We start from the raw sequence: 21495 nt of genomic DNA on the forward strand, positions 1-21495 counted from the left end.
GATCATCCTGACACAGCGGGCGGGCGGCTCAGCCGACCGGCCAGGTGTGCACCGGCTCGCCGCCCCGCATGTGCTCGGCGTAGCGCCTGGTCATCGCGGCGAGCGCGGCCGGACGGTCCATCCCGTACCGCTCGCGCAGCCGGTGGAAGGTGGCGCTCTGCCAGGCCGCTCCGTTGGTGCGGCGCAGGCAGCGCTGCTCGATGATCCCCAGGTAGCGGTCCCGGTCGGCGGGCTCCACGCCCCACTCGTCCAGTCCCTGGTGGGCCATCGGCAGCAGCTCGTTGAGGACCAGGTCGACCGCCGACACCGTCTGCAGTCCGCCGCTCCGGCCGGCCCGGCCGGGGCGCGGCCACTGGAACACCGCGTCGATGCCGTACCGGGCGCCCTGCCGGAAGTTCTCGTCCGCCCGCTCGAACGGCAGCCGGGTCCAGACCGGCCTGGGCTGCTCGGCGAGCACCCGCACCAGTCCGTAGTAGAAGGCCGCGTTGGCCAGGGTGTCGGCGACCGTCGGACCGGCCGGCAGCGCCCGGTTCTCCACCCGCAGGTGCGCGACCCCGCCGGCGACGTCGTACACCGGCCGGTTCCACCGGTAGATGGTGCCGTTGTGCAGCCGCATCTCGGCGAGCCGGGGCGCGCCGCCGGAGGCCAGCACCTTCAGCGGGTCCTCGTCGTCGCAGATCGGCAGCAGCGCCGGGAAATAGCGCAGGTTCTCCTCGAACAGGTCGTACGCCGAGTCCACCCAGCGCTCGCCGAACCAGGTGATCGGGCGCACCCCCTGGGCCTTGAGCTCCGCCGAACGGGTGTCACAGGCCTGCTGGAAGAGCACCGGACGGGTCTCCCGCCAGAGCTCCCGGCCGAACAGGAACGGGGAGTTGGCGCCGAGCGCGAGCTGCGGCCCGCAGATCGCCTGGGCGGCGTTCCACACCGAGGAGAACCGCTCCGGGGTCACCTGGAGGTGCAGTTGCAACGAGGTCGCGGCGGCCTCGGCGACCATCGTGATCGACTCCAGCTGGAGGTGCTCGACGCCCTCGATGTCCAGCGCGATGTCCTCCCCCCGGGCGGCCAGGATCTGGTCGCTGAGCAGGCTGTACCGCTGGTTGTGGCTCATCGCCTCCAGCCCGGTGTGGTCGTTCTCCAGGGTCGGCAGGATGCCCACCATGAGGATCCGGGCGCCGGCCTCGGCGGCCTGCCGGTCGGCGTAGCGGAGTCCGGTGTCGATCTCCTCGCGCAGTTCCTCGAAGACGTGCCCGCACAGCCGGTGCGGCACGATGTTGACCTCGATGTTGAACTGGCCCAGCTCGGTCTGGAAGTCGCTGGACCCGATGGCGCTCAGCACCTGGGCGTTGCGCATCACCGGCAGGCCCTGCTCGTCGGCCAGATTGAGCTCGATCTCCAGCCCCATCACCGCCCGCGGCCGGTCGAAACGGTCCTCGCGCAACATCCGCCCGAGCGCGTCCAGACAGGCCTGGAGCTTGAGCCGGTACTGCTGCCGGTCCGCCAGGTCCGCCCGAGTCGCCACGACCTTCTCGCCCACGGTCCCCTCCTCCTGAGACACCCGGCCGGTCGACCGTGCCAGCATCATGCCCACCTCGAAGATCGATACCCGAACGCACGTACTGGCTTGCAATGCAAGGCAACTGACGGATATTCAGGCCATCTGCAGACTTGCCCGGCACCACTGCCTGTGATAAACAGATCACCCTGCGCATTTGTTCGATGAAGTTCGCTGAGTTCGCACTGCGTGCCGACCGGTCCGTTCCCGCCCCGAGTCCCTCGTCGACGGCGGTGACCGCGCCGGCACCGCGATCCTGCACAACCGGACAAGGCCGGGCCCCGTCACCGAAGACGCACCGCGCCGCGCCGGTATGCCGCACTCGCACGCCGATCTCGCTTGGAGAGGCGGACCCCGCCATGACCCTGCAGACCCCCCAGCCCCCGCCGAGCGCGCTGCGCGCGGTCCTGGGCGCGCTCGACTCGGAGACCGCACTGCGCCAGCCCGCCGCCGCAGCGCTGCGTCACCCGACCGGTCCACTGCTCCCGGCACACCCGCTCGCGGTGCACGTCCTGGACGGCCCGCGCCCCGAACTCCCCGCCGCCCGCCGGACCGGCTGGCGCTTCCTGATCAAGGACGGCCCCGACGTGGCCGCCGCCGCCGAGGTGGTGCAGAGCCCCGAGGGCCACACCTTCTCCCACTTCACGGCCGGCCCCTACCTCTCCTCCACCGTCCGGGCGCTGCGCGAGGCCTGGCAGCTCGCCCAGAGCTCCCGCCCCCGCCGCCAGCCCAGGCTGCTCACCTTCCCGGGCCAGTACGCCACCGCGCTCTGGCTGCACAGCCCGGACGCCGACCCGGACGCCGATCTGCTGATCCCACTGGCCCCGGCCCCGCTCGGGGTCACCGCGCACCGCGCCTACCCGGCCGCGGAGCTGCTCCCGCTGCTGGCCCGCGCGCCGCTCGCCGGACCGCTGCTGCTCGGCTCCGCCTGAGCCCGCGCCACCGCACCGGCCGCCGGGCAGTCCGCCCGGCGGCCCTTCGCCGTGCGCTCCGGCGCCACCCGACGGCCCCCTGACGGCCTCACCCGAACGGCTACCACCTGGACGGGCCACTGGCCATGACCCCACCGGGCCATGCCCCGACTGACCCGACCGTGCGCGATTTCCCTCCGGCCCCACCTGAACGGGTGATCTCTACCCGGGAGTTGTGGCGCATGTCACGAAATCCCTGCGCGCGCGTCCGCAGATGCCGACACTGGGAACCAGCGTGGAAGGACCACCTGTCCTACCCACTTGAGCGCCGGTCAACACCTGGTCGGCGCCCGGACAGGATCCGACCACCACGGCGGCTCCGGACGGCTCGACCTCCGGGGACCGCACCACGGGGAGGATCGCAGAGCGAAGCGAGGGTACGCGTATGTGCCAGCACCGTCCTGAGTGCCCGTCGGCCGAGTCCGCGGACCGCGAGGCCGCCGAGCCGGTGGCCTGCCACCCGGAGCAGGGCTGGAGCCTGCTCTGCAACGGCGTCGTCCTGTTCGAGGACACCGGAGAGCTGCTGCCCGACGGCCGGGTGATCGCCCCGCGCCGTCCCGTCGCCCACGCGGCCTGAGCCCACGCGGCCCGAGCCCGTCGGAGCGAACCCGGCCGCCCGGAACCCCCGTCCGACCGGGTCCGGTGCCAGGCACGACGACCAGCGCGAAGGGCAGGGCCCCGGCAGAAACGTTCTGCCGGGGCCCTGCCCCTTGAGCGCGCGACCGATCAGACGCCGTACTCGTCCAGCGGCGGGCAGGAGCAGACCAGGTTGCGGTCGCCGTACGCACCGTCGATCCGGCTCACCGGCGGCCAGTACTTGTCCGCCGGGTTCACGCCCGCCGGGAAGACCGCCTCCTGCCGCGAGTAGCCGTGCGCCCAGTCGCCGGCCAGCGTGGCGGCGGTGTGCGGGGCGTTGCGCAGCGGGTTGTCTTCGGCCGCCCACTCGCCCGAGCCGACCTTGTCGATCTCCCCGCGGATCTCGATCATCGCGTCGCAGAAGCGGTCGATCTCGTACAGGTCCTCGGACTCGGTCGGCTCGATCATCAGCGTGCCGGCCACCGGGAAGGACATCGTCGGCGCGTGGAAGCCGTAGTCGATCAGGCGCTTGGCGATGTCGTCCACCGTCACGCCCGTCTCCTTGGTCAGCGGACGCAGGTCGATGATGCACTCGTGCGCGACCAGCCCGCCCGGGCCGGTGTAGAGCACCGGGAAGTGCGGGGCCAAGCGCTTGGCGATGTAGTTGGCGTTCAGCACCGCGACCTGGGTCGCGTGCTTGAGGCCCTCGCCGCCCATCAGCCGGACGTACGCCCAGGAGATCGGCAGGATCGCCGCCGAGCCCCACGGCGCGGCCGAGATCGGGCCGACGCCGGTGGCCGGGCCGGCCTCCTCCTGCAGCGGGTGGTTCGGCAGGTACGGCGCCAGGTGGGCGCGCACCGCGACCGGGCCGACGCCCGGGCCGCCGCCGCCGTGCGGGATGCAGAAGGTCTTGTGCAGGTTGAGGTGCGAGACGTCCGCGCCGAACTTGCCCGGCTTGGCCAGGCCGACCAGGGCGTTCAGGTTGGCGCCGTCCACGTACACCTGGCCGCCGGCCTCGTGCACCAGGGCGCAGATGTCGGTGATCTGGGTCTCGTACACGCCGTGGGTCGACGGGTAGGTGACCATCAGCACCGAGAGGCTGTCGCGGTGCTGCTCGATCTTGGCCTTCAGGTCCTCGACGTCCACGTCGCCGTCGACCAGGGTCTTCACCACGACCACGCGCATGCCGGCCATCACCGCGGAGGCGGCGTTGGTGCCGTGCGCCGAGGACGGGATCAGGCAGACGTCGCGCTGGGTGTCGCCGTTGGCGTGGTGGTAGGCACGGACGGCCAGCAGGCCGGCCAGCTCGCCCTGGGAGCCCGCGTTCGGCTGGATCGAGACGGCGTCGTAGCCGGTGACCTCGACGAGCTGCTGCTCCAGCTGGCGGATCAGGGTCAGGTAGCCCGCGGCCTGGTCGACCGGCGCGAAGGGGTGCAGCTGGCCGAACTCCGGCCAGGTGACCGCCTCCATCTCGGTGGTGGCGTTGAGCTTCATGGTGCAGGAGCCCAGCGGGATCATGCCCCGGTCCAGCGCGTAGTCCCGGTCCGACAGGCGGCGCAGGTAGCGCAGCATGGAGGTCTCCGAGCGGTGGCTGTGGAAGACCGGGTGGGTCAGGTACTCGTCCTCGCGCAGCAGCGCGGCCGGCAGCGCGTCGGCGGCCTCGGCGGCCTCGACCGCGGGGACGCCGAACGCGGCCCAGACGCCCGCCAGGTGCTCGCGGGTGGTGGTCTCGTCGGTGGAGACCGAGATCCGGTCCGCGCCGTCCTGGTGCACGTTGATGCCGTTGGCGCGGGCGGCGGCGGCGATCTCGGCGGCGCGGCCCGGGACGACGGCGGTGACGGTGTCGAAGAACTCGCCGTGCAGCAGCTCCACGCCGCCGGCCCGCAGGCCCTCGGCGAGGGCGGCGGCGTAGCGGTGGGTGCGGCGGGCGATGTCGGCCAGGCCGTCCGGGCCGTGGTAGACCGCGTACATCGAGGCCATCACGGCGAGCAGCACCTGGGCGGTGCAGATGTTGCTGGTGGCCTTCTCGCGGCGGATGTGCTGCTCGCGGGTCTGCAGCGCCAGGCGGTAGGCGCGGTTGCCGTCGGCGTCGACGGAGACGCCGACCAGGCGGCCGGGCAGCGAGCGGGCGTACTCGGCGCGCACCGAGAGGTAGCCGGCGTGCGGACCGCCGAAGCCCATCGGCACGCCGAAGCGCTGCGAGGTGCCGCAGGCGATGTCGGCGCCCAGCGAGCCCGGGGACTTGAGCAGGGTCAGCGCCAGCAGGTCGGCGGCGACGGCGACGACCGCGCCCAGCCCGTGGGCCTGCTCGATCACCGGGGCGAGGTCACGGACCACGCCGGTGGCGCCCGGGTACTGCAGCAGCACGCCGAACACGCCGCGCTCGGCGATCTCGGCCGGGATGCCCTCGGACAGGTCGGCGACGACCACCTCGACACCGGTCGGCACGGCACGGGTGTTGATCACCGCGACGGTCTGCGGCAGGGTCTCGACGTCGACCAGGAAGACGCCGCCCTTGACCTTGGTGACGCGACGGGCCAGCGCCATCGCCTCGGCGGCCGCGGTGCCCTCGTCCAGCAGCGAGGAGCCGGAGGTCGGCAGACCGGTCAGGTCGGAGACCAGGGTCTGGAAGTTGAGCAGCGCCTCCAGGCGGCCCTGCGAGATCTCCGGCTGGTACGGGGTGTACGCGGTGTACCAGGCCGGGTTCTCCATGACGTTGCGCAGGATCACCGGCGGGGTGAAGGTGCCGTAGTAGCCCAGGCCGATCATCGGCTGGAGCACCTGGTTGCGGGCGGCGAGCTCGCGCAGCTCGGCGAGGACCTGCGCCTCGCTGCGACCGGCGGGCAGGTCGAGGGCGGTGATGGAGCGGATGGCCTCGGGAACGGCGGTGGCGGCGAGCTCGTCCAGCGAGCCGTAGCCGACCGAGGCCAGCATCTTCTCCTGCGCGGCGGCGTCGGGGCCGATGTGGCGGTTCTCGAAGGGGCTGGCCAGCTCAAGCTCGGTGAGGGTCGAGGCGCCGGTGGGGCGTCCCGCGTTCGGCTGGGCGTTCATGGTGGTCGAGGCCTCCTGGTCACGGACCGGCTGGGGTACGCTCGCCGGCCGGCCAACGCCGCTGCGGACAGCGGACCGACCTGGGCGGGCGGACCCGAAAGGCCTCCCCCTCTGTCATCGGGACCTGAGAGCTTCGCCCGCACGGCGCGCTGTGGCGCACCGTCGGCTTGCACCGTCGGTGAGGGTGGTGGCCGTCGGCTCCCGCGCCGACGGTCCTGCCCTGCTTTCCAGAGTGACCTATCCCGCACGGTACGGATGCCTGAGAGATTCCGGGGAGGAGTTGCTCCTTCGGCGCCTCGACCAGCGGTTTTCACTGCCGAGGACTCTCCCGAGCGGGCTCGGCGGTCGGGGCCCAGGGTACCAGCGGGAGGCCTTCCGATCACGGGTGCGTCGGGTCACTTCGGGTCTACGCGCGTCCCCCGGACGGCTCAGCGCGAACCCGTCCGGCCGCACCCCGCTCGCGCCCGTCCGTTTCATGCCTTTTGGTGTGAAGTGGCGGACGGAACGGGTGCTCCGGCCGCCTTTCCTGCGGGAGTTCCGCAGCCGCAGCGCTTGGAGGAAAGAGTGCAGACCGACATCGACCCCCGGGACCTCATCGGCCACAAGGCGGTCGACCGCAACGGAGACAAGATCGGCACGGTCGACGAGGTGTACCTGGACGACGCCACCGGGCAGCCGGAGTGGGCGGCCGTCCGGACCGGCATCTTCGGCCGGGACGCCTTCGTCCCGCTCACCACGAGCGAGTTCTCCGGCGACGAGCTCCGGGTGCCGTACGACAAGTCGCTGGTCAAGGACTCGCCGGACTTCGGCGTCGGCCAGCACCTGTCGCCCGCCCAGGAGCTCCAGCTCTACCGCTACTACGGCCTCGACACCCCGGTGGACGGCCGCCCGTCCGCCGACCGGACCGGCCGGGACGAGCGGCCCGACCTCGACTTCGGCACCACCTCGGCCGCCGCGGCCGCCAAACCGCTGGCCCTCCACTCCCCCGGGACCGGCCCGACCATGACGACGACCACCAGCTCGAACACCAGCACCTACACCACCCCGGAGGCCCCCGTGCGGACCCTCAGCACCCCCGCGCCGACGGTCGCCGGCCCGGCGATCACCGAGGCCGCCGCCCCGGTCGTCGAGACCAAGCCCCGGCCCGCCCCGACCGAGGCCGCCCCCGCACCGAACGGCACCGCCGCCGCCTCGGCCCCCAACGGCCCGATCGAGATCACCTGCCGCGAGGAGCGCCTGGACATCACCACCGAGTGGCACGTCCTGGGCACCGCGAAGCTGCGCAAGTACGTGACCAGCGAGCAGGTCGAGCGCCGCGTCCCGGTGGTCCGCGAGCGGGTCCGGGTGGAGCGGATGCCGGTCAGCGACGCCGAGCGCGCCTCGCTCAGCGAGAAGGAGATCGCCGAGGCGGTCGAGGAGGTCACCCTCCGTGAGGAGCGGCCGGTGGTCCGCAAGTACCTCGCCCCGATCGAGCGGGTCCGCCTGGTGGTCGAGCGCTACACCGCGGAGGAGGTGGTCCGGGACGAGCTGCGCCGCGAGCACGTCGAGGTGCACGACGACACCCCCGCCGCCGACGCCCCGGCCGAGCCGGCCGAGCCGACCGCCCACACCACCCACGTGGCCGACGGCTCCCGCCCGGCCGCCCTGCGCCCGCTGGCCTGATCACCCCCGCGTTCCCGAGGGCCCCGGACTCCGGTCCGGGGCCCTCCGCGTGCCCGACCACCCGTCACCCCCGCGGTACGCCAAGCGGAACCTTCGCCTTTGCCAAATCTTAACCACTCGATATTTGACACTCTGAAGTATCTCCCGGCAAAGTTACTTCAGTTCATTCACTATGTACGGAAGGAAGCAACCGTGAGTGAGGCACCACAGCCCACCACCGCGGCCGAGAAGCAGCGCAACGCCCGGGTCCTGCCGGCCCTCATCCTGGCGATGCTGTCGTTCAGCGTGGTGCAGACCGCGGTCGTTCCGATCCTGCCGTCGCTGGCCAAGGAACTGGACGTCTCCGGGTCCAACATCACCTGGCTGATGACCGCCAACCTGCTGTCCGCGGCCGTGCTGACTCCCCTGCTGGGCCGCTTCGGCGACCTCCGGGGCCGCAAGCCCATGCTGCTGATCTCGCTGGCCGGTCTGGTCGCCGGTTCGGCCCTGGCGGTCAGCACCCACTCCTTCACCTGGCTGATCGTCGCCCGTGTCCTCCAGGGCGCCGGCGGTGGCGTGATGCCGCTGGCGATCAGCATCGTCCGTGACGAGCTGCCCAAGCAGAAGGTGACCGGCGGCGTCGCCGCCATCAGCGCCTCGATGGGCGTCGGCTCCGGCCTCGGCCTGGTCGCCACCGGCCTGCTGCTGGAGCACTGGAACTACAAGTCGATCTTCTGGATGGGCCTGGCCTTCGGCCTGCTCGCGGTCGCCCTGGTCGCCTTCCGGGTGCCGTCCGACCCTGTCATCGACAAGGAGGGCGGCGCCGACCCGCTCGGTGCCGTCACCCTGGCCGCCTGGCTCTCCGCGCTGCTGGTCGCGGTCAGCCAGGGCAACCACTGGGGCTGGACCTCCACCAAGACCCTCGGCCTGTTCGCCGTCGCCGCCGTGCTCGCCCTGGTCTGGGGCGTCATCGAGACCAAGGTCGCCCACCCGCTGGTCGATCTCAAGATGATGGGCCGCCCGGCCGTCGCCTTCACCAACCTGGCCGGTCTGCTCATCGGCTTCGGCATGTACGGCTCGTTCATGGTCATCAGCAACTTCGCCCAGACCCCGGAGAAGCTGGCCCACTACGGCTTCACCGCGACCGTCCTGCACGCCGGCGTGATGCTGCTGCCGTCCGCCATCGGCTCGATGGTGGCCGCCCCGGTCGGCGCCATGATGATCTCCCGCCGCGGCCCCCGCCTGCCGCTGGTCCTCGGTGGCGTCCTCGGCGCGATCTCGATGGCCTACCTGGCCCTGCGCCACAGCGCCGAAGGCGACATCTACACCGCCTCCGCCATCTTCGGCCTCGGCATCGGCCTCGCCTTCGCCGCGATGCCCGCCTTCATCAACGGCGCCGTCCCGGTCGAGCAGAGCGGCATCGCCAACGGCATGAACTCCGTGCTCCGCACCGTCGGCGGCGCGATCGGCACCGCCGTGATGACCGCCATCCTGACCGGCGACACCATGAAGTTCCCGATCAAGCTCCCGGTGCAGATCCCGACCCTGGACGCCTACAAGCACGCGTTCTGGACCACGGCCGTCGTCTGCATCATCGCCGGCATCGTCCCCTTCCTGATCCGCAGCGCCAAGCCCGCCGTCACCGCCGTCACCGGCGGCCCGGCCCGGCAGGACTCCAGCCCCGAGCTGGCCAAGACCGACGCCTGACGAGGCGTCCGGCCCGCGCGCTCAGGGACAGGACGCGCGGGCCCGGCCCCCACTCGGTCGCGAGGGCATCACGACCGTCCGGGGTCCGGCACGGTATGCGGCCCCACCCGGTACTTCCCACCGGGTGGGGCCGTTCCGCGTTCCCCGTCCCACCGCGATCCCCGCCCCGCCTCACTCCCCCGCCCCACCGGGATCCTCGACCTGCCGCAGCGGCAGCGGCCGGGCCGGCTCCAGCGCGGGATCGTCCACCCCGAAGGTCCGCACCCGCCCCGGCCCGCTCCACGGCGTCTCGAACCGCACGGTCACCCGTCCCACCCCGCTGCCCTGCACCCAGCCCGGCCCCCACTCGGTGTGCCGGACGTCCTGGCCGGGCATCCAGCGGCGCACCACGGGCTCCTCCGGCTCCTCCTCGGCCACCGCCGCCTCGACCTCCTCGGCGTGCTCCGCCGCCTCCTCCCGCAGCGCCTGCGCGAACAGGTCCTCCTGGGTGTAGTCGGCCAGTTGGGCCACGCCCACCCCGAGCAGCCGCACCCCGCCGGTGATGTCCACCTGCTCGGCGAGCCGCCGCGCCGTCGCGGTGATCACCGCCTCGTCGTCGGTGGGCCCGCCCAGGGTCTCCGAGCGGGTCAGCGTCGAGAAGTCGAACCGCCGCACCTTGAGCACCACCGTCCGCCCCGAACGCCCGGCCGCCCGCAGCCGCCGCACGCAGCGGCCGGCCAAGGCGTCCACCTCGCGCAGCACCCGGTCCCGGTCGGCCAGGTCCACCTCGTAGGTGTCCTCCACCGAGACCGACTTGGCGTCCTGATCGGCCACCACCGGCCGCTCGTCCAGCCCTATCGACATCTGGAAGATCCCGGCGCCGTGCGCCCGCCCCAGCAGCTGCACCAGCTCGGCCTCGCCGGCATCCGCCAGGTCGGCCACCGTGCTCAGCCCGGCCCGCCGCAGCACCTGCTCGGTGGCCGGCCCGATCCCGGGCAGCGCCCGCACCGGCATCGGCCCCAGCACGGCCCGCTCCTGCCCGGGCTCGACCAGCACCAGCCCGTCCGGTTTCGCCTGCTCCGAGGCGATCTTCGCCATCAGCTTGGACCCCGCCGCCCCCACCGAGCCGGTCAGCCCGGTGAACCGGTGGATGTCCGCCCGCAGGTCCTCCGCGAGGGCCAGCACCAGCCGCTCCCCGGTCTCGTGGTCCGCCTCCGCCAGCACCGGACCGTACGGACCGGCCTCCAGGTCGACGAAGGCCTCGTCCAGGCTCAGCGGCTGCACCAGCGGCGACAGCCCGCGCAGCAGCCCCATCACGATCTCGCTGTTCTGCCGGTACGCCTCGAACCGCCCGGCCAGGAAGGCCGCGTTGGGGCACAACCGGCGCGCCTGCGCCATCGGCATCGCCGAGTGCACCCCGAACCTGCGCGCCTCGTACGAGGCCGTGGAGACCACCCCGCGCCCGCCCAGCCCCCCGACGATCACCGGCTTGCCGCGCAGGCTCGGCTTGGCCGCCTGCTCCACCGCGGCGAAGAAGGCGTCCATGTCGAGGTGGATGATGCTCGGCAGAGATCGCACCCGCCGATCATCGCGCACGGGTCCGACAGTGCGTACGAACCCGGCCGTCGCCCGGGGGCCGGCCGCCCGCCGCTACTGCTTCGCCGCCTCCGCCAGCGCCTTCGGGATGCCGTCCTCCTTGGGCCCGAGGAACACCGGGTCCGGCCGCAGCACCATGTTGACCGCCGCCTTGCCCGCCCCGGCGACCTCCCGCAGCCCGCCGTACAGCCAGGTGGAGTCGTGCGCTTCCGGCACCCCGACCGCGTACGAGCGGATGCCCGCCGCCTCGCACAGCGCCAGCGCCCGCCGGACGTGGAAGTCCTGACTGACCAGCACCGCGTGGTCCACCCCGAAGACCCGGTGCGCCCGGGTGCAGGAGTTCCAGGTGTCGAAGCCGGCGTAGTCCCGGACCACCCGGTCCGCCGGGACCCCGTGCTCGGTCAGATAGCGGTACATCGCGTCCGGCTCGTCGTACTGGACCCGCCCGTTGTCCCCGGTCACCAGGATCGCCTTCACCTTGCCCTCCCGGTACAGGTCCAGCGCCGCCACCAGCCGGTGCTCCAGGTACGGCGAGGGCTTGCCCTGGTCCAGCCCGGCCCCGAAGACCACCGCCACCGGCGCCGACGGCGCGCTCTCCACCGTGCCCACCCGGTCCCCCGCCGCGCACCACAGCCAGGCGCTCGGCGCCAGCGCCAACGAGCACAGCAGCGTGGTCGCCTGGAAGACCCGGCGCTGCGTCCGGCGCTCCCGCAACCGCGCCCGGATCCCCCCGGCCCGGCGTCGCAGCAGCTCCGATATACCGGTGCCGACCCCCACGTGCCCCTCCCTCGATCGTTTCACCAGGCAACACGACGAGGCCGCGGGCCGGAACGGTTCCCCGTCCGGGCCCGCGGCCCCGTCGAAACGATCGTCCGGCCGGTCAGACCGCCCGGTTGCGCCGCTGCGCCAGCTCGTCCGCCGGGTCGCTGCCGACCAGCGTCTCGCCGGTGTCGGTCCGCTCCGCGTGCAGCCGACCGAGGGTCAGCTCCAGCTCCTGCCAGACCGCTCCCACCGCGATGCCGAACACCCCTTGACCACCCTTCAGCAGATCGACCACCTGCTGCGCCGTGGTGCACTCGTACACCGTCGCACCGTCGGACATCAGCGTCAGCCCGGTCAGATCGGCCTGCTCGGCGGCCTGCAGATGGGCGACGGCCACCCGGATGTTCTGCAGCGAGACGCCGGCGTCGAGCAGCCGCTTGACGATCTTGAGCAGCAGGACGTCACGGAAGCTGTAGAGCCGCTGACTGGTCGCCGGGTACGCGGTCCGGACGCTGGGCTCCAGCAGTCCGGTGCGGGCCCAGTAGTCCAACTGGCGGTAGGTGATGCCGGCCGCCGCACAGGCCGTCGGGCCGCGGAAGCCGACCAGTTCGGATGTCGGGGCCAGCCGCTCGATCGCGGGCTGGCCCGGCTGGACGGCCGGGAACCGGCCCATCCTGGGCAGGTCCGACACGCTGTGAGCGGTGCGCGGCATGTGCACGGCGCACAGGCCTCCCACGGCCGCGTCATCGCCGGTGCTGCTCATGCCTACCTCCGTCCACTCGTGCTGCGGGCAACCCGACTGCGGGCATCGGTCACCCGGACAGCCACTCCTGACGGTAGGCAGTCCCCTATGACCCGTCAACGATCGCCACGCCGGGCCAGACAAACCACATCACTCAGGAGAGTGGTTTTTCGTGCCCCTAGTGTGGGTAGATGGACGGTTTTTGGCAAAACGCCACGCGCAAGGGCCGACCGGCCCCGTCCGCACTACTGCGGACCGCCGCCGCCGAAGTCCTCGGGCGACACCTGGTCGAGGAACTCGCGGAACTTCTCGACCTCGTCCTCCTGCTCGTCCGGGATGGCGATGCCCGCCTCGGCGAGCACCTCCTCGCTCCCGTAGATCGGCGTGCCGGTGCGCAGCGCGAGTGCTATCGCGTCGGACGGCCGGGCACTCACCTCGACCCCGCCGGCGAACACCAGCTCGGCGTAGAAGACGCCCTCCCGCAGGTCGGTGATCCGGACCTCGGTGAGCTGCTGGCCGAGCGCTTCCAGGACGTCCTTGAACAGGTCGTGCGTCAGCGGGCGCACCGGAGTCATGCCCTGCTGGGCGAAGGCGATCGCGGTCGCCTCGCCGGGGCCGATCCAGATCGGCAGGTATCGATCCCCCCCGACCTCCCGCAGCAGCACGATCGGCTGGTTGGAAGGCATCTCCACTCGGACACCCACGACGTCGAGCTCATTCACACAGGCAACCCTATGGCTCCGACCCCGGATATGAAAGCGCAGGACCGACGCCGCTGGTCAGCGCGGTGCACCGGTCCGGCCGGGGACGCTTCGGAGACTATCCACGGCTGCGCAGACCGGCCTGGACCATGGCCGCGTGCAGCCGTACCGACAGCGTCGCCAGCTCCCTCGCGGTGGCCTCCGCGTGCGCCCGGGTCTGCGGGTTCCGGTGCCGCCGCAGCGGCGCCACCACCTGCTCCACCAACGCGATCTCGCGGTCCGCCGCCGCCTTCATCGCCCTCAGGTGCCGCGGCTCCAGCCCGTACCGGCCGAGCTCGGCGACCAACCGGGCCACCTGCAATGCCTCCCCGTCGTACCCGCCGTCCGGACCCGGCACGACCAGCCCGTACGACTCCCACTCCGCCAGCTCCGGCTCGCCCGCCTCGGCGGCGGCCAGCAGCTCGGCCCGGCCCAACCGGACCCCGGGCGGGACCTCGGCCGAGGCCACCAGCTCGCGGTCGGCCTCCTCCAGCGGCCCGGGCCGGGTGTCGGCCGCGGACGGCAGCGCGGGCGGGGCCTCACCGCGCTCGATCGCGTCCAGGTGCTCGCGGATCACCCGCAGCGGCAGGTAGTGGTCGCGCTGCATCCGCAGCACGTAGGCCAGCCGTTCCACGTCGGACGGGCTGAACTTGCGGTACCCCGACGGGGTGCGCTGCGGCTCGACCAGCCCCTCCGCCTCCAGGAAGCGGATCTTGGAGATGGTCACCTCGGGGAAGTCGTCGCGCAGGAAGGCCAGCACCGCGCCGATGCTCAGCAGTTCGTCGGCGCCGCGCCGCCGCCCGGCGGGCCGGTCCGGCCGGACCGGCTGCCTGGGGCCCGCGACCACCCCGCGCCCGCCGCGGTCCGCCTGCGGACCGGACGACGACGCAGGGTTGGTCGCCCCGAGAGAAGAGGAAGGGGTATTCGTATTCACTCGGGCTCCTGCCGACGTTGGTTTCAGTACCCCCGGTTGTGGCCGGCGAAGAACACCAGCCGGTACTTCCCGATCTGCACCTCGTCGCCGTTGTTCAGCGCCACCTCGTCGATCCGCTCCCGGTTGACGTAGGTGCCGTTCAGGCTGCCCACGTCCGCGACGCTGAAGCCGGCCGGGGTGCGGCGGAACTCCACGTGCCGCCGGGACACCGTGACGTCGTCCAGGAAGATGTCACCCTGCGGGTGACGACCCGCCGTGGTGACGTCGGAGTCCAGCAGGAACCGGCTGCCCGAGTTCGGGCCGCGCTGGACGATCAGCAGGGCCGAGCCCGGCGGCAGCGCGTCGATCGCCGACAGCACCTCGGCCGACAGCGCCGGCGTGGTGCCGGTGCCGGTCGTGGCGGACGGGTCGTACGACTCCAGGCCGGAGATCGAGATCGTCGAGGTGGTCTCCACCGCCCCCTCCGGCAGCAGGCCCCCACGCAGCGCGGTACCGCAGTTGGAGCAGAAGCGGGCCGCGGCCGGGTTCTGGTTGCCGCACCTGGGGCACGGAGTGGGGCCAGCCATGTTCACAGCCTCCTGGCGCGGCACACCCGACGGGTTGTGCCCGGCGTACGGGTCCGGGGCAAACCCTCCACCAGAGGTTGAGGGTCCTGACGGGAAACCTATGCGCGGGTCGCCGGAGGGGTCAACCGACGCGCCGTAGCCCGCCGGATTCCCCGCGTACTGGGGGGCGGCACCGTCCCGGTACAGCTGCTGTCCGGCGTACGGCCCGGCCTCGGGAGCGGGGCGCATGCCCGGCACGGCGGGCTCGTCGTCCGACCGGCGGTGCCGCGCGGTGGGCGCCTCGACGGCGGCCGCGTCGCGACCCTTGTTGCGACCGAACAACTTCGAGAAGAAACTCACGGGCGAATCCCCTTGCGTGTGACAGACCCGCCCGCGGGGCAGGGTGAGAACCTCGGACAGGCGGCGGGCCCGGTTGCGGCCCGGGCCTGCTGGAGTGGTACTCCGACGGTTGGTGCGGCGTTTGCTGCTACGGAGCGTACTGGTGCGAACCAGTCTCCCCTAAGCGACGACGACACCCCGCACCGGGTGCCGCCCGCCCGTGACGGGCCGTTCGTCGAGCGCCCCGTCACTTCGAAGCCGGCTTGGCGTACTGCGGCGTCTTCAGATCGACGAGGGCGTCGACGACCACCTTCTGCTGCTGGGCGATCGTCGCCCGCGCCTGGTGGCTCTCCAGGGTACGGACGACGCCCCCCGGGATGTTCAGCGCGGGCGTCAGATCCTGCGGGTTCCCCACGACGGTGAACCGATAGGGCTGCGAGACCTTCTTCCCGTCGATCTGCACCCCGCCGCCCGAGAGGTCGGTGAAGTAGGTGTTGACCACCACGCGCACATCGTTGATCTGAATCGCCTCCGCCCCCGCCGCTCGAAGTTCCTGCAGGGTGTCCAGCAGCATATCTGCCTTCACCTGCCCTTGGGGATCATCGACCGTGAGTACGATGCCCGGACCTGTGGCTTTGACCGTACCGGCCAGCACACCCAGTTCCGTCATCTTCTTCCTGGTCTGCTCCTGGGCCTCCTTGGCCTGGTTGGAGCTGTTCTCCAACTTGCCCAGGGACTGCTCCAGCTCGGCCTTCTCCTGCTGCAGACGCTGCTGACGGCTGTCCAGTTCGTCGAGGATCCGGACCAGGTCCTCCTGCCGGGCCCCGCGCAGCTGGTTGTGGTGGTCGTTGGTCGAGCGCACCTGGATCGCCAGCCCCAGGCCGAGCGAGAACAGCAACAGCGCCACCACGAGTTGGCCGCGCGACAGCCTCGGCGGCCACAGCGCCGCCTTCAACCGACGCCGACCGGCGCTCCGGTCCGCGGCGGGCGGCTCCTCGACGGCCTCCGGTCCGGCGCCCTCCGACGGCTCGTCGGCCTCAACCTCAGCCTCAGAGCTCGGTACCGCCTCGTGCCCCGGCTCCCGCTCCGGCGCGGGCGGGGGCACGGGAACGGTCGCCTTGGTCAGCCGCACCGTCAGCTCCGACGACTCGGACAGCGCGGACGGCTCGGACGACTTCACCGGCGTCGACGGCTCGGAGGGCTCCGGATCCTCCGCCCGGGCCTCAAGCTCAGCCTCAGCGTCGGACTCCACCGGCGCCGACGCGGCCTCGAACACGGCTTCGGACTCCTGGTCGGTCCCGGTCGCCCCGGCCACCGGCTCCGCCGCCTTCCTCCCCCCGTCCTTCGCCGCCTCCTCGCGGCCCGGCTCAGGCACGGAAGACATGGCGCCGGATCGCCGCCGCGTTGGAGAAGATGCGGATGCCGAGGACGACGACCACGCCCGTGGACAGCTGCGAGCCGACGCCCAGCTGGTCACCCAGGAAGACGATCAGCGCCGCGACCACCACGTTCGACAGGAACGAGACGATGAAGACCTTGTCGTTGAAGATCCCGTCCAGCATCGCCCGGACGCCACCGAACACCGCGTCCAGCGCCGCCACCACCGCGATCGGCAGGTAGGGCACCACGGCGTCGGGCACCTCGGGTTGGACGAAGAGGCCGACGACCACCCCGATCACGAGACCCAGTACGGCAATCACGGTCTAGCTGCTCCTGTCGTGGTCTTGGCGGATCCGCCGGTCGGCCACCGCTTCGCGGACGGACCGCTGGTCGCGGACGGTGAAACGGACGCGCTGGGGCTCTGCGAGGTTCCCTGGCCGGCCGACGGGCTCCCGCCCGGGGTGGCCGAGGGGCTCGCCGAGGGCGAGGGCTCGGGCGTGACCGGCTGGGCGGTCCGCAGCGTCACGCCCACCGCCGCCGGCAGGGTCAGGCTCTTCTGCGCGGAGAGCGTCGACTTGATGCCGTACTTCTCCTCCAGCAGCCGCAGGTACTGCCCGGCCATGTCGTTCTCGAAGGCGGTCAGGAGCTTGGGCCCGTCCCCGATCGCCTGGATGTTGTACGGCGGAACCAGCGGCCGGTTGTCCACCAGCACCGCCTCACCGGCGGCCCTGATCGCGGAGAGCGCGGTCAGCCGCTGCCCGTTGATCGAGACCGCCTCCGCGCCGGATCCCCACAGACCGTTCACCACCAGTTGCAGGTCCCGGTCGCGCAGCCGGCCGCTGTTGGAGAAACCCTGCCCGGCCCGCGGGTCGACGTTGCCCCCGCCGCCCGTCCCGGCCGCGTCCTCCAGGACCAGCTTCACACCGGGCCCGGTGACCTCCCCCAGCCCCACGTCACCGGTCAGCGCGACGGACCCGCCGTCGCCCGAGGCCAGCGCCTGCTGCTGGGTGTCGTCGACCTTGCGCCGCAGGTCCTGGACCTCCTTCTGCAGGTGGTCCGCCGCGCCGTTGCTGTCGTTGATCCGGTGGATCAGCGCGTCCCGTTCCTTGGCCAGCGTCGGCTCGGCCTTGTGCGCGTTCACCGCGCCCACCGTCACCACGGCCCCGACCAGCGCCAACCCGGCACCCAGCGTCAGCAGGCCCTTCAGCGTCCCGGGTATCCGACTGTCCCGCGCACCGCCCCGGGCCGCGGCCGCCTCGGCGTACCCCTCGTCCAGGCTGTGGTCCATCACATTGGTCAGCAGGGACATCGAGGCGTCCGGGCGGTTGTACCGTCCGTTCGGGGCACTCGGCGTCGGCGTCGCTGGCATGCGGACCATCGTCCCATGACGCCGGAGGCCCCCGGCGCACGGCCCCTGAGCTGCACACACGTCGCACACATCGACGAAAGGTGCAGGATCGCTCCGAATGACGTGAAAACGGACAGCGGGGCGTACGGACCAAGCCGCACGCCCCGCCGTTCGGGGATCGGTCCGATCAGCGGACCGATCCGGTCAGAGCATCATCGCCCCGCGCCCTCGACCACCGCCGCCCACTCGTCCAGCAGCGCGTCGGTGGCCTCGTCGTCCGGGCCCTCGGCCCACAGGTGGGTGATCGCCTCGGCCGGGTCCGGCAGCACCAGGGTCCACCGACCGTCCGCCTCGACCACCCGGACGCCGTCGGTGGTGTCCAGCCGCCGACTGCCGGCCGCTTCCACCACCGAGCGCATGACCATGCCCTTCGCCGCCCAGGGCGTCGCGATGTCCCGGCGCCGGATGTGCGCCTGCGGGATCCGCGCGTCGATCTGGCTCAGCGTGAGCTGGGTCCGGGCCACCAGGCCGACCAGCCGGACGAAGGCCGCGGCACCGTCCAGCACCCCGCTGAACTCGGGCACCACGAAGCCGCCGCGCCCGTCGCCTCCGAACACCGTGCCCTCGGCGGAGGCCGCCTTCGCCAGGTCGTCCGGCGTCGTCGTGGTCCAGATGACCTGGGTGCCGTGGTACGCGGCGACCTGCTCGGCGATCCGGGTCGTGGTCACCGGCAGCGCCACCTGGCCACTGCGCCGCTCGGCCGCGACCAGGTCCAGCAGCACCAGCAGCGCCCGGTCGTCGTCGATCACCCGGCCCAGCTCGTCCACGAACGCGACCCGCTCGCCGACCGGGTCGAACCGCACCCCGAAGGCCGCCCGCGAGGAGGCCACCAGCTCACCCAGCCTGGCCAGCCCCGCCCGCCGGGTCTCCGCGTCCTCGGTCGGCCGCGCCTCGTCCAGCCCGCCGGAGACGGTGAGCGCCTCCACCCCGAGCCGACCGAGGATGCTGGGGAGCACGAGCCCGGCGCTGCCGTGCGCGGTGTCCACCACGACCTTCAGTCCGGCCTCCCGGACCCCGGTGGTGTCCACCGTCCGCAGCAGGTTGCCCGCGTAGGAGTCGAACACACTGGACGGGAAGGTCAGGTCCCCGATCTCGCCGGGGAAGGCCCGCCGGTACTCCTGGCGGGCGTAGACCCGGTCGAGCTTGCGCTGCCCGGCCTGCGAGAGGTCCGCCCCGCGCTCGTCGAAGAACAGGATGTCCAGCGAGTCCGGCACCCCCGGCGTGGTCCGCAGGAAGATCCCGCCCGCACTCCCCCGCGCGGTGTGCTGCCGGGCCACCGGCATCGGCACGTTCTCCAGGTCGCGGACGTCGATCGCGGACGTCTGCAGCGCCGAGATCATCGCCCGTTTGAGCGCACGCGCACCACGCGAGTGGTCACGCGCGATGGTGACGGTGGCCCCCTTCTTCAAGGTCGTCGCGTACGCGCCCGCCAGCCGCACGGCCAGCTCCGGGGTGATCTCGACGTTCAGGATGCCCGAGACGCCACGGACGCCGAACAGGTGCTCCTGCCCGCGCGACTCCCAGATCACCGAGGTGTTGACGACGGCGCCGGCCTCGATGGTCTTGAACGGGTAGACCCGGACGTTCGCCCCGATGATCGACTCCTCGCCGACCAGGCACTCGTCGCCGATCACCGCGCCGTCCTCGATCCGCGCGGCCCGCATCACGTCGGTGTTCTTGCCGACCACACAGCCGCGGAGATTGCTCTGCGGCCCGACGTAGACGTTGTCGTGCACCACCGCCCGGTGCAGGAACGCACCGCGCTTGACCACGACGTTACTGCCGAGCACGGTGTGCTCGCGGATCTCGACGCCGGCCTCGACCTTGGCGTAGTCCCCGATGTACAGCGGCCCGCGCAGCACCGCCTCCGGGTCCACCTCCGCACCCTCGGCCACCCAGACGCCCGGCGAGATCTCGAAACCGTCGAGCTCGACCTCGACCTTGCCCTCCAGGACGTCCGCCTGGGCCTTGCCGTAGCTCTCGTGGGTGCCCACGTCCTCCCAGTAGCCCTCGGCGACGTACCCGTAGACCCGCTTGCCCTCCTTCAGGAGTTGTGGGAAGACGTCGCTCGACCAGTCGACGGACTCACCCGCCGCGACGTAGTCGAAGACCTCCGGCTCCATCACGTAGATACCGGTGTTCACCGTGTCGGAGAAGACCTGCCCCCAGGTCGGCTTCTCCAGGAAGCGTTCGACCCGCCCGTCCTCGTCCGTGATCGTGATGCCGAACTCCAGGGGATTCGGCACCCTGGTGAGACACACCGTGACCAGTGCGTTCTTACTGCGGTGAAAGTCGATCAATTCGGAGAGATTGAAGTCGGTCAGCGCGTCACCGGAGATCACCAGAAAGGAATCGTCCCGGAGCGCGTCCTCGGCGTTCTTGACACTCCCCGCAGTGCCGAGCGGCGTCTCCTCATGGGCATACGTGAGGTGCATGCCCAGTTCCTCGCCGTCACCGAAGTAGTTCTTGACGAGTGACGCCAGGAACTGCACGGTGACGACGGTGTCGGAGAGGCCGTGCCGCTTCAGCAGCCGAAGCACGTGCTCCATGATCGGCATATTGGCGACCGGAAGCAGCGGCTTCGGCATGCTGGAGGTCATCGGGCGGAGTCGGGTGCCCTCGCCCCCTGCCATTACTACGGCTTTCATTACGGGTGCGTCCTCCTTCGCGGTGTGGACCTACAGGTCCATCAAACCGTTCCAGAGGGTTCTCTACCCGGAAGGTATCGTCCGACGCACCGGGGCGGCGTGGGACTTCTCTCAGATCACGTCTCAGGCTGTGGACGCCGAGCCCGCGGAGCCCTTGATGATCTGCCGCGCCTGAACCGCGTAAAGAATCGCCGACCACCAGTACAGCGTGGTCCCCCACCAGATGAAGGCCCAGCTCACCACCTCGGCCGGCCGCGCGATCCAGCTGTCGATACCGCCGAGCAGCAGAAGCGGAAACGCGTACATCAGGTTGAAGGTCGCGGCCTTCCCCAGGAAACTCGTCTGGAGCGGCCCGTAACCGTGCCTGTTCAGCAGGGGCAGCAGCGAGGCGATAAAGAGTTCCCGAGCGATCAGAATCGCCGTCACCCACCACGGCAGGAACTCACGCCACGTCAATCCGACGAGCGTGGACAGCACATAGAGCCGGTCCGCCAGCGGGTCCAGCAGCTGCCCCACCCGACTGATCTGCCCCCACCGCCTGGCGAGTTTTCCGTCCAGGTAGTCACTGATCCCGCTCAGCATCAGGATCAGCAGCGCCCAACCGTCGTTCTTCGGCCCGCCGAAGGCCGGCCACAGGATGAGCCAGAGAAAGAGCGGAACGCCGACCAACCGGGCCATGCTCAGCAGATTGGGAATCGTGAAGACCCGATCGGTCTGGACCCGCGTCTCCTGGACCTCCACCCGGGGCCTCCTGTCCTGTGTCACGACAATGCACGTTGACCTTACAACAGAAAAGCCCCCGCCCGGTTCACCCGGCGGGGGCTTCTCTTGAATGATTGTTCGGCGGCGTCCTACTCTCCCACAGGGTCCCCCCTGCAGTACCATCGGCGCTGTGAGGCTTAGCTTCCGGGTTCGGAATGTAAC

17 protein-coding genes, 1 rRNA gene and 1 riboswitch are annotated in these 21495 nt (G+C 71.6%); of the genes, 4 read left to right on the forward strand and 14 right to left on the reverse strand.

Annotated elements, in window-relative coordinates; genetic code table 11:
• Nucleotides 1-28: 28 nt before the first annotated feature.
• On the reverse strand, nucleotides 29-1534 hold the full coding sequence (locus tag ACIP4P_RS36150; RefSeq protein WP_400925908.1) for a glutamate--cysteine ligase: 1506 nt from the start codon (nucleotides 1532-1534) through the stop codon (nucleotides 29-31).
• A 377-nt stretch (nucleotides 1535-1911) separates the two neighbouring features.
• Between ACIP4P_RS36150 and ACIP4P_RS36155 the strand changes: the two genes are divergently transcribed.
• Both ACIP4P_RS36155 and ACIP4P_RS36160 read left to right on the forward strand, forming a co-directional pair.
• Nucleotides 1912-2484, forward strand: a complete 573-nt coding sequence (locus ACIP4P_RS36155; protein ID WP_400925911.1) for a hypothetical protein — start codon at nucleotides 1912-1914, stop codon at nucleotides 2482-2484.
• Between the two features lie 424 nt (nucleotides 2485-2908).
• A complete protein-coding gene (locus ACIP4P_RS36160) occupies nucleotides 2909-3100 on the forward strand; it encodes a DUF5999 family protein (protein WP_350512638.1) in 192 nt (63 codons plus the stop codon).
• Between the two features lie 149 nt (nucleotides 3101-3249).
• Here ACIP4P_RS36160 and gcvP read toward each other — a convergent pair whose 3' ends face one another.
• Nucleotides 3250-6150, reverse strand: coding sequence for an aminomethyl-transferring glycine dehydrogenase (gene gcvP / locus ACIP4P_RS36165; protein WP_400925916.1), 2901 nt, complete (start codon nucleotides 6148-6150; stop codon nucleotides 3250-3252).
• Nucleotides 6151-6387: 237 nt separating this feature from the next.
• Nucleotides 6388-6491, reverse strand: a riboswitch (glycine riboswitch).
• 223 nt (nucleotides 6492-6714) lie between these two features.
• Between gcvP and ACIP4P_RS36170 the strand changes: the two genes are divergently transcribed.
• Nucleotides 6715-7812 (forward strand): PRC and DUF2382 domain-containing protein, encoded by a 1098-nt coding sequence (locus ACIP4P_RS36170; RefSeq protein WP_400925919.1) that lies wholly within the window; start codon nucleotides 6715-6717, stop codon nucleotides 7810-7812.
• A 192-nt stretch (nucleotides 7813-8004) separates the two neighbouring features.
• A complete protein-coding gene (locus ACIP4P_RS36175; RefSeq protein ID WP_400925922.1) occupies nucleotides 8005-9498 on the forward strand; it encodes an MFS transporter in 1494 nt (497 codons plus the stop codon).
• Nucleotides 9499-9669: 171 nt separating this feature from the next.
• Here ACIP4P_RS36175 and ACIP4P_RS36180 read toward each other — a convergent pair whose 3' ends face one another.
• From ACIP4P_RS36180 to rrf, 12 genes are all read right to left on the reverse strand, one after another.
• Nucleotides 9670-11055, reverse strand: coding sequence for a DNA polymerase IV (locus ACIP4P_RS36180; protein ID WP_400925925.1), 1386 nt, complete (start codon nucleotides 11053-11055; stop codon nucleotides 9670-9672).
• 72 nt (nucleotides 11056-11127) lie between these two features.
• On the reverse strand, nucleotides 11128-11787 hold the full coding sequence (locus tag ACIP4P_RS36185) for a vancomycin high temperature exclusion protein (protein WP_400925928.1): 660 nt from the start codon (nucleotides 11785-11787) through the stop codon (nucleotides 11128-11130).
• 166 nt (nucleotides 11788-11953) lie between these two features.
• A complete protein-coding gene (locus tag ACIP4P_RS36190; protein ID WP_400925930.1) occupies nucleotides 11954-12598 on the reverse strand; it encodes a MerR family transcriptional regulator in 645 nt (214 codons plus the stop codon).
• A gap of 224 nt (nucleotides 12599-12822) precedes the next feature.
• Complete coding sequence (locus ACIP4P_RS36195; protein ID WP_030062493.1) at nucleotides 12823-13299, reverse strand: bifunctional nuclease family protein; 477 nt, start codon at nucleotides 13297-13299, stop codon at nucleotides 12823-12825.
• 97 nt (nucleotides 13300-13396) lie between these two features.
• Complete coding sequence (locus tag ACIP4P_RS36200) at nucleotides 13397-14092, reverse strand: MerR family transcriptional regulator (RefSeq protein ID WP_350512659.1); 696 nt, start codon at nucleotides 14090-14092, stop codon at nucleotides 13397-13399.
• Between the two features lie 182 nt (nucleotides 14093-14274).
• Complete coding sequence (locus ACIP4P_RS36205; RefSeq protein ID WP_350512645.1) at nucleotides 14275-14817, reverse strand: FHA domain-containing protein; 543 nt, start codon at nucleotides 14815-14817, stop codon at nucleotides 14275-14277.
• 565 nt (nucleotides 14818-15382) lie between these two features.
• On the reverse strand, nucleotides 15383-16291 hold the full coding sequence (locus ACIP4P_RS36210; RefSeq protein WP_400925957.1) for a DUF881 domain-containing protein: 909 nt from the start codon (nucleotides 16289-16291) through the stop codon (nucleotides 15383-15385).
• A 211-nt stretch (nucleotides 16292-16502) separates the two neighbouring features.
• Nucleotides 16503-16835 carry a small basic family protein gene (locus ACIP4P_RS36215; protein WP_030062488.1) on the reverse strand — a complete coding sequence of 111 codons (333 nt, stop codon included), beginning with the start codon at nucleotides 16833-16835 and terminating at the stop codon, nucleotides 16503-16505.
• The gene (locus ACIP4P_RS36220) at nucleotides 16832-17884 is read right to left on the reverse strand and encodes a DUF881 domain-containing protein (protein ID WP_400925935.1); all 1053 of its coding nucleotides are present in this window, start codon (nucleotides 17882-17884) and stop codon (nucleotides 16832-16834) included. The genes ACIP4P_RS36215 and ACIP4P_RS36220 overlap by 4 nt, the downstream gene beginning before the upstream one ends.
• Before the next feature lie 191 nt (nucleotides 17885-18075).
• The gene (locus ACIP4P_RS36225; protein ID WP_400925938.1) at nucleotides 18076-20571 is read right to left on the reverse strand and encodes a sugar phosphate nucleotidyltransferase; all 2496 of its coding nucleotides are present in this window, start codon (nucleotides 20569-20571) and stop codon (nucleotides 18076-18078) included.
• A gap of 123 nt (nucleotides 20572-20694) precedes the next feature.
• Entirely contained in the window at nucleotides 20695-21312 is a 618-nt protein-coding gene (gene pgsA, locus ACIP4P_RS36230) for a CDP-diacylglycerol--glycerol-3-phosphate 3-phosphatidyltransferase (protein ID WP_350512649.1), read from the reverse strand.
• Between the two features lie 97 nt (nucleotides 21313-21409).
• Nucleotides 21410-21495: ribosomal RNA gene (gene rrf / locus ACIP4P_RS36235) — 5S ribosomal RNA — on the reverse strand; the annotation flags it as partial.

The sequence above is a fragment of the Kitasatospora sp. NPDC089509 genome (genome assembly GCF_044749365.1).
Taxonomy (GTDB): domain Bacteria; phylum Actinomycetota; class Actinomycetes; order Streptomycetales; family Streptomycetaceae; genus Kitasatospora.

Bases quoted from the DNA above. Each gene is read 5' to 3' on its own strand.
- gcvP (WP_400925916.1), bottom strand. From the start codon at position 6,150: ATGAACGCCCAGCCGAACGCGGGACGCCCCACCGGCGCCTCGACCCTC.
- ACIP4P_RS36220 (WP_400925935.1), bottom strand. From the start codon at position 17,884: ATGCCAGCGACGCCGACGCCGAGTGCCCCGAACGGACGGTACAACCGC.
- ACIP4P_RS36205 (WP_350512645.1), bottom strand. From the start codon at position 14,817: ATGGCTGGCCCCACTCCGTGCCCCAGGTGCGGCAACCAGAACCCGGCC.
- ACIP4P_RS36160 (WP_350512638.1), top strand. From the start codon at position 2,909: ATGTGCCAGCACCGTCCTGAGTGCCCGTCGGCCGAGTCCGCGGACCGC.
- ACIP4P_RS36190 (WP_400925930.1), bottom strand. From the start codon at position 12,598: ATGAGCAGCACCGGCGATGACGCGGCCGTGGGAGGCCTGTGCGCCGTG.
- ACIP4P_RS36155 (WP_400925911.1), top strand. From the start codon at position 1,912: ATGACCCTGCAGACCCCCCAGCCCCCGCCGAGCGCGCTGCGCGCGGTC.
- ACIP4P_RS36225 (WP_400925938.1), bottom strand. From the start codon at position 20,571: ATGAAAGCCGTAGTAATGGCAGGGGGCGAGGGCACCCGACTCCGCCCG.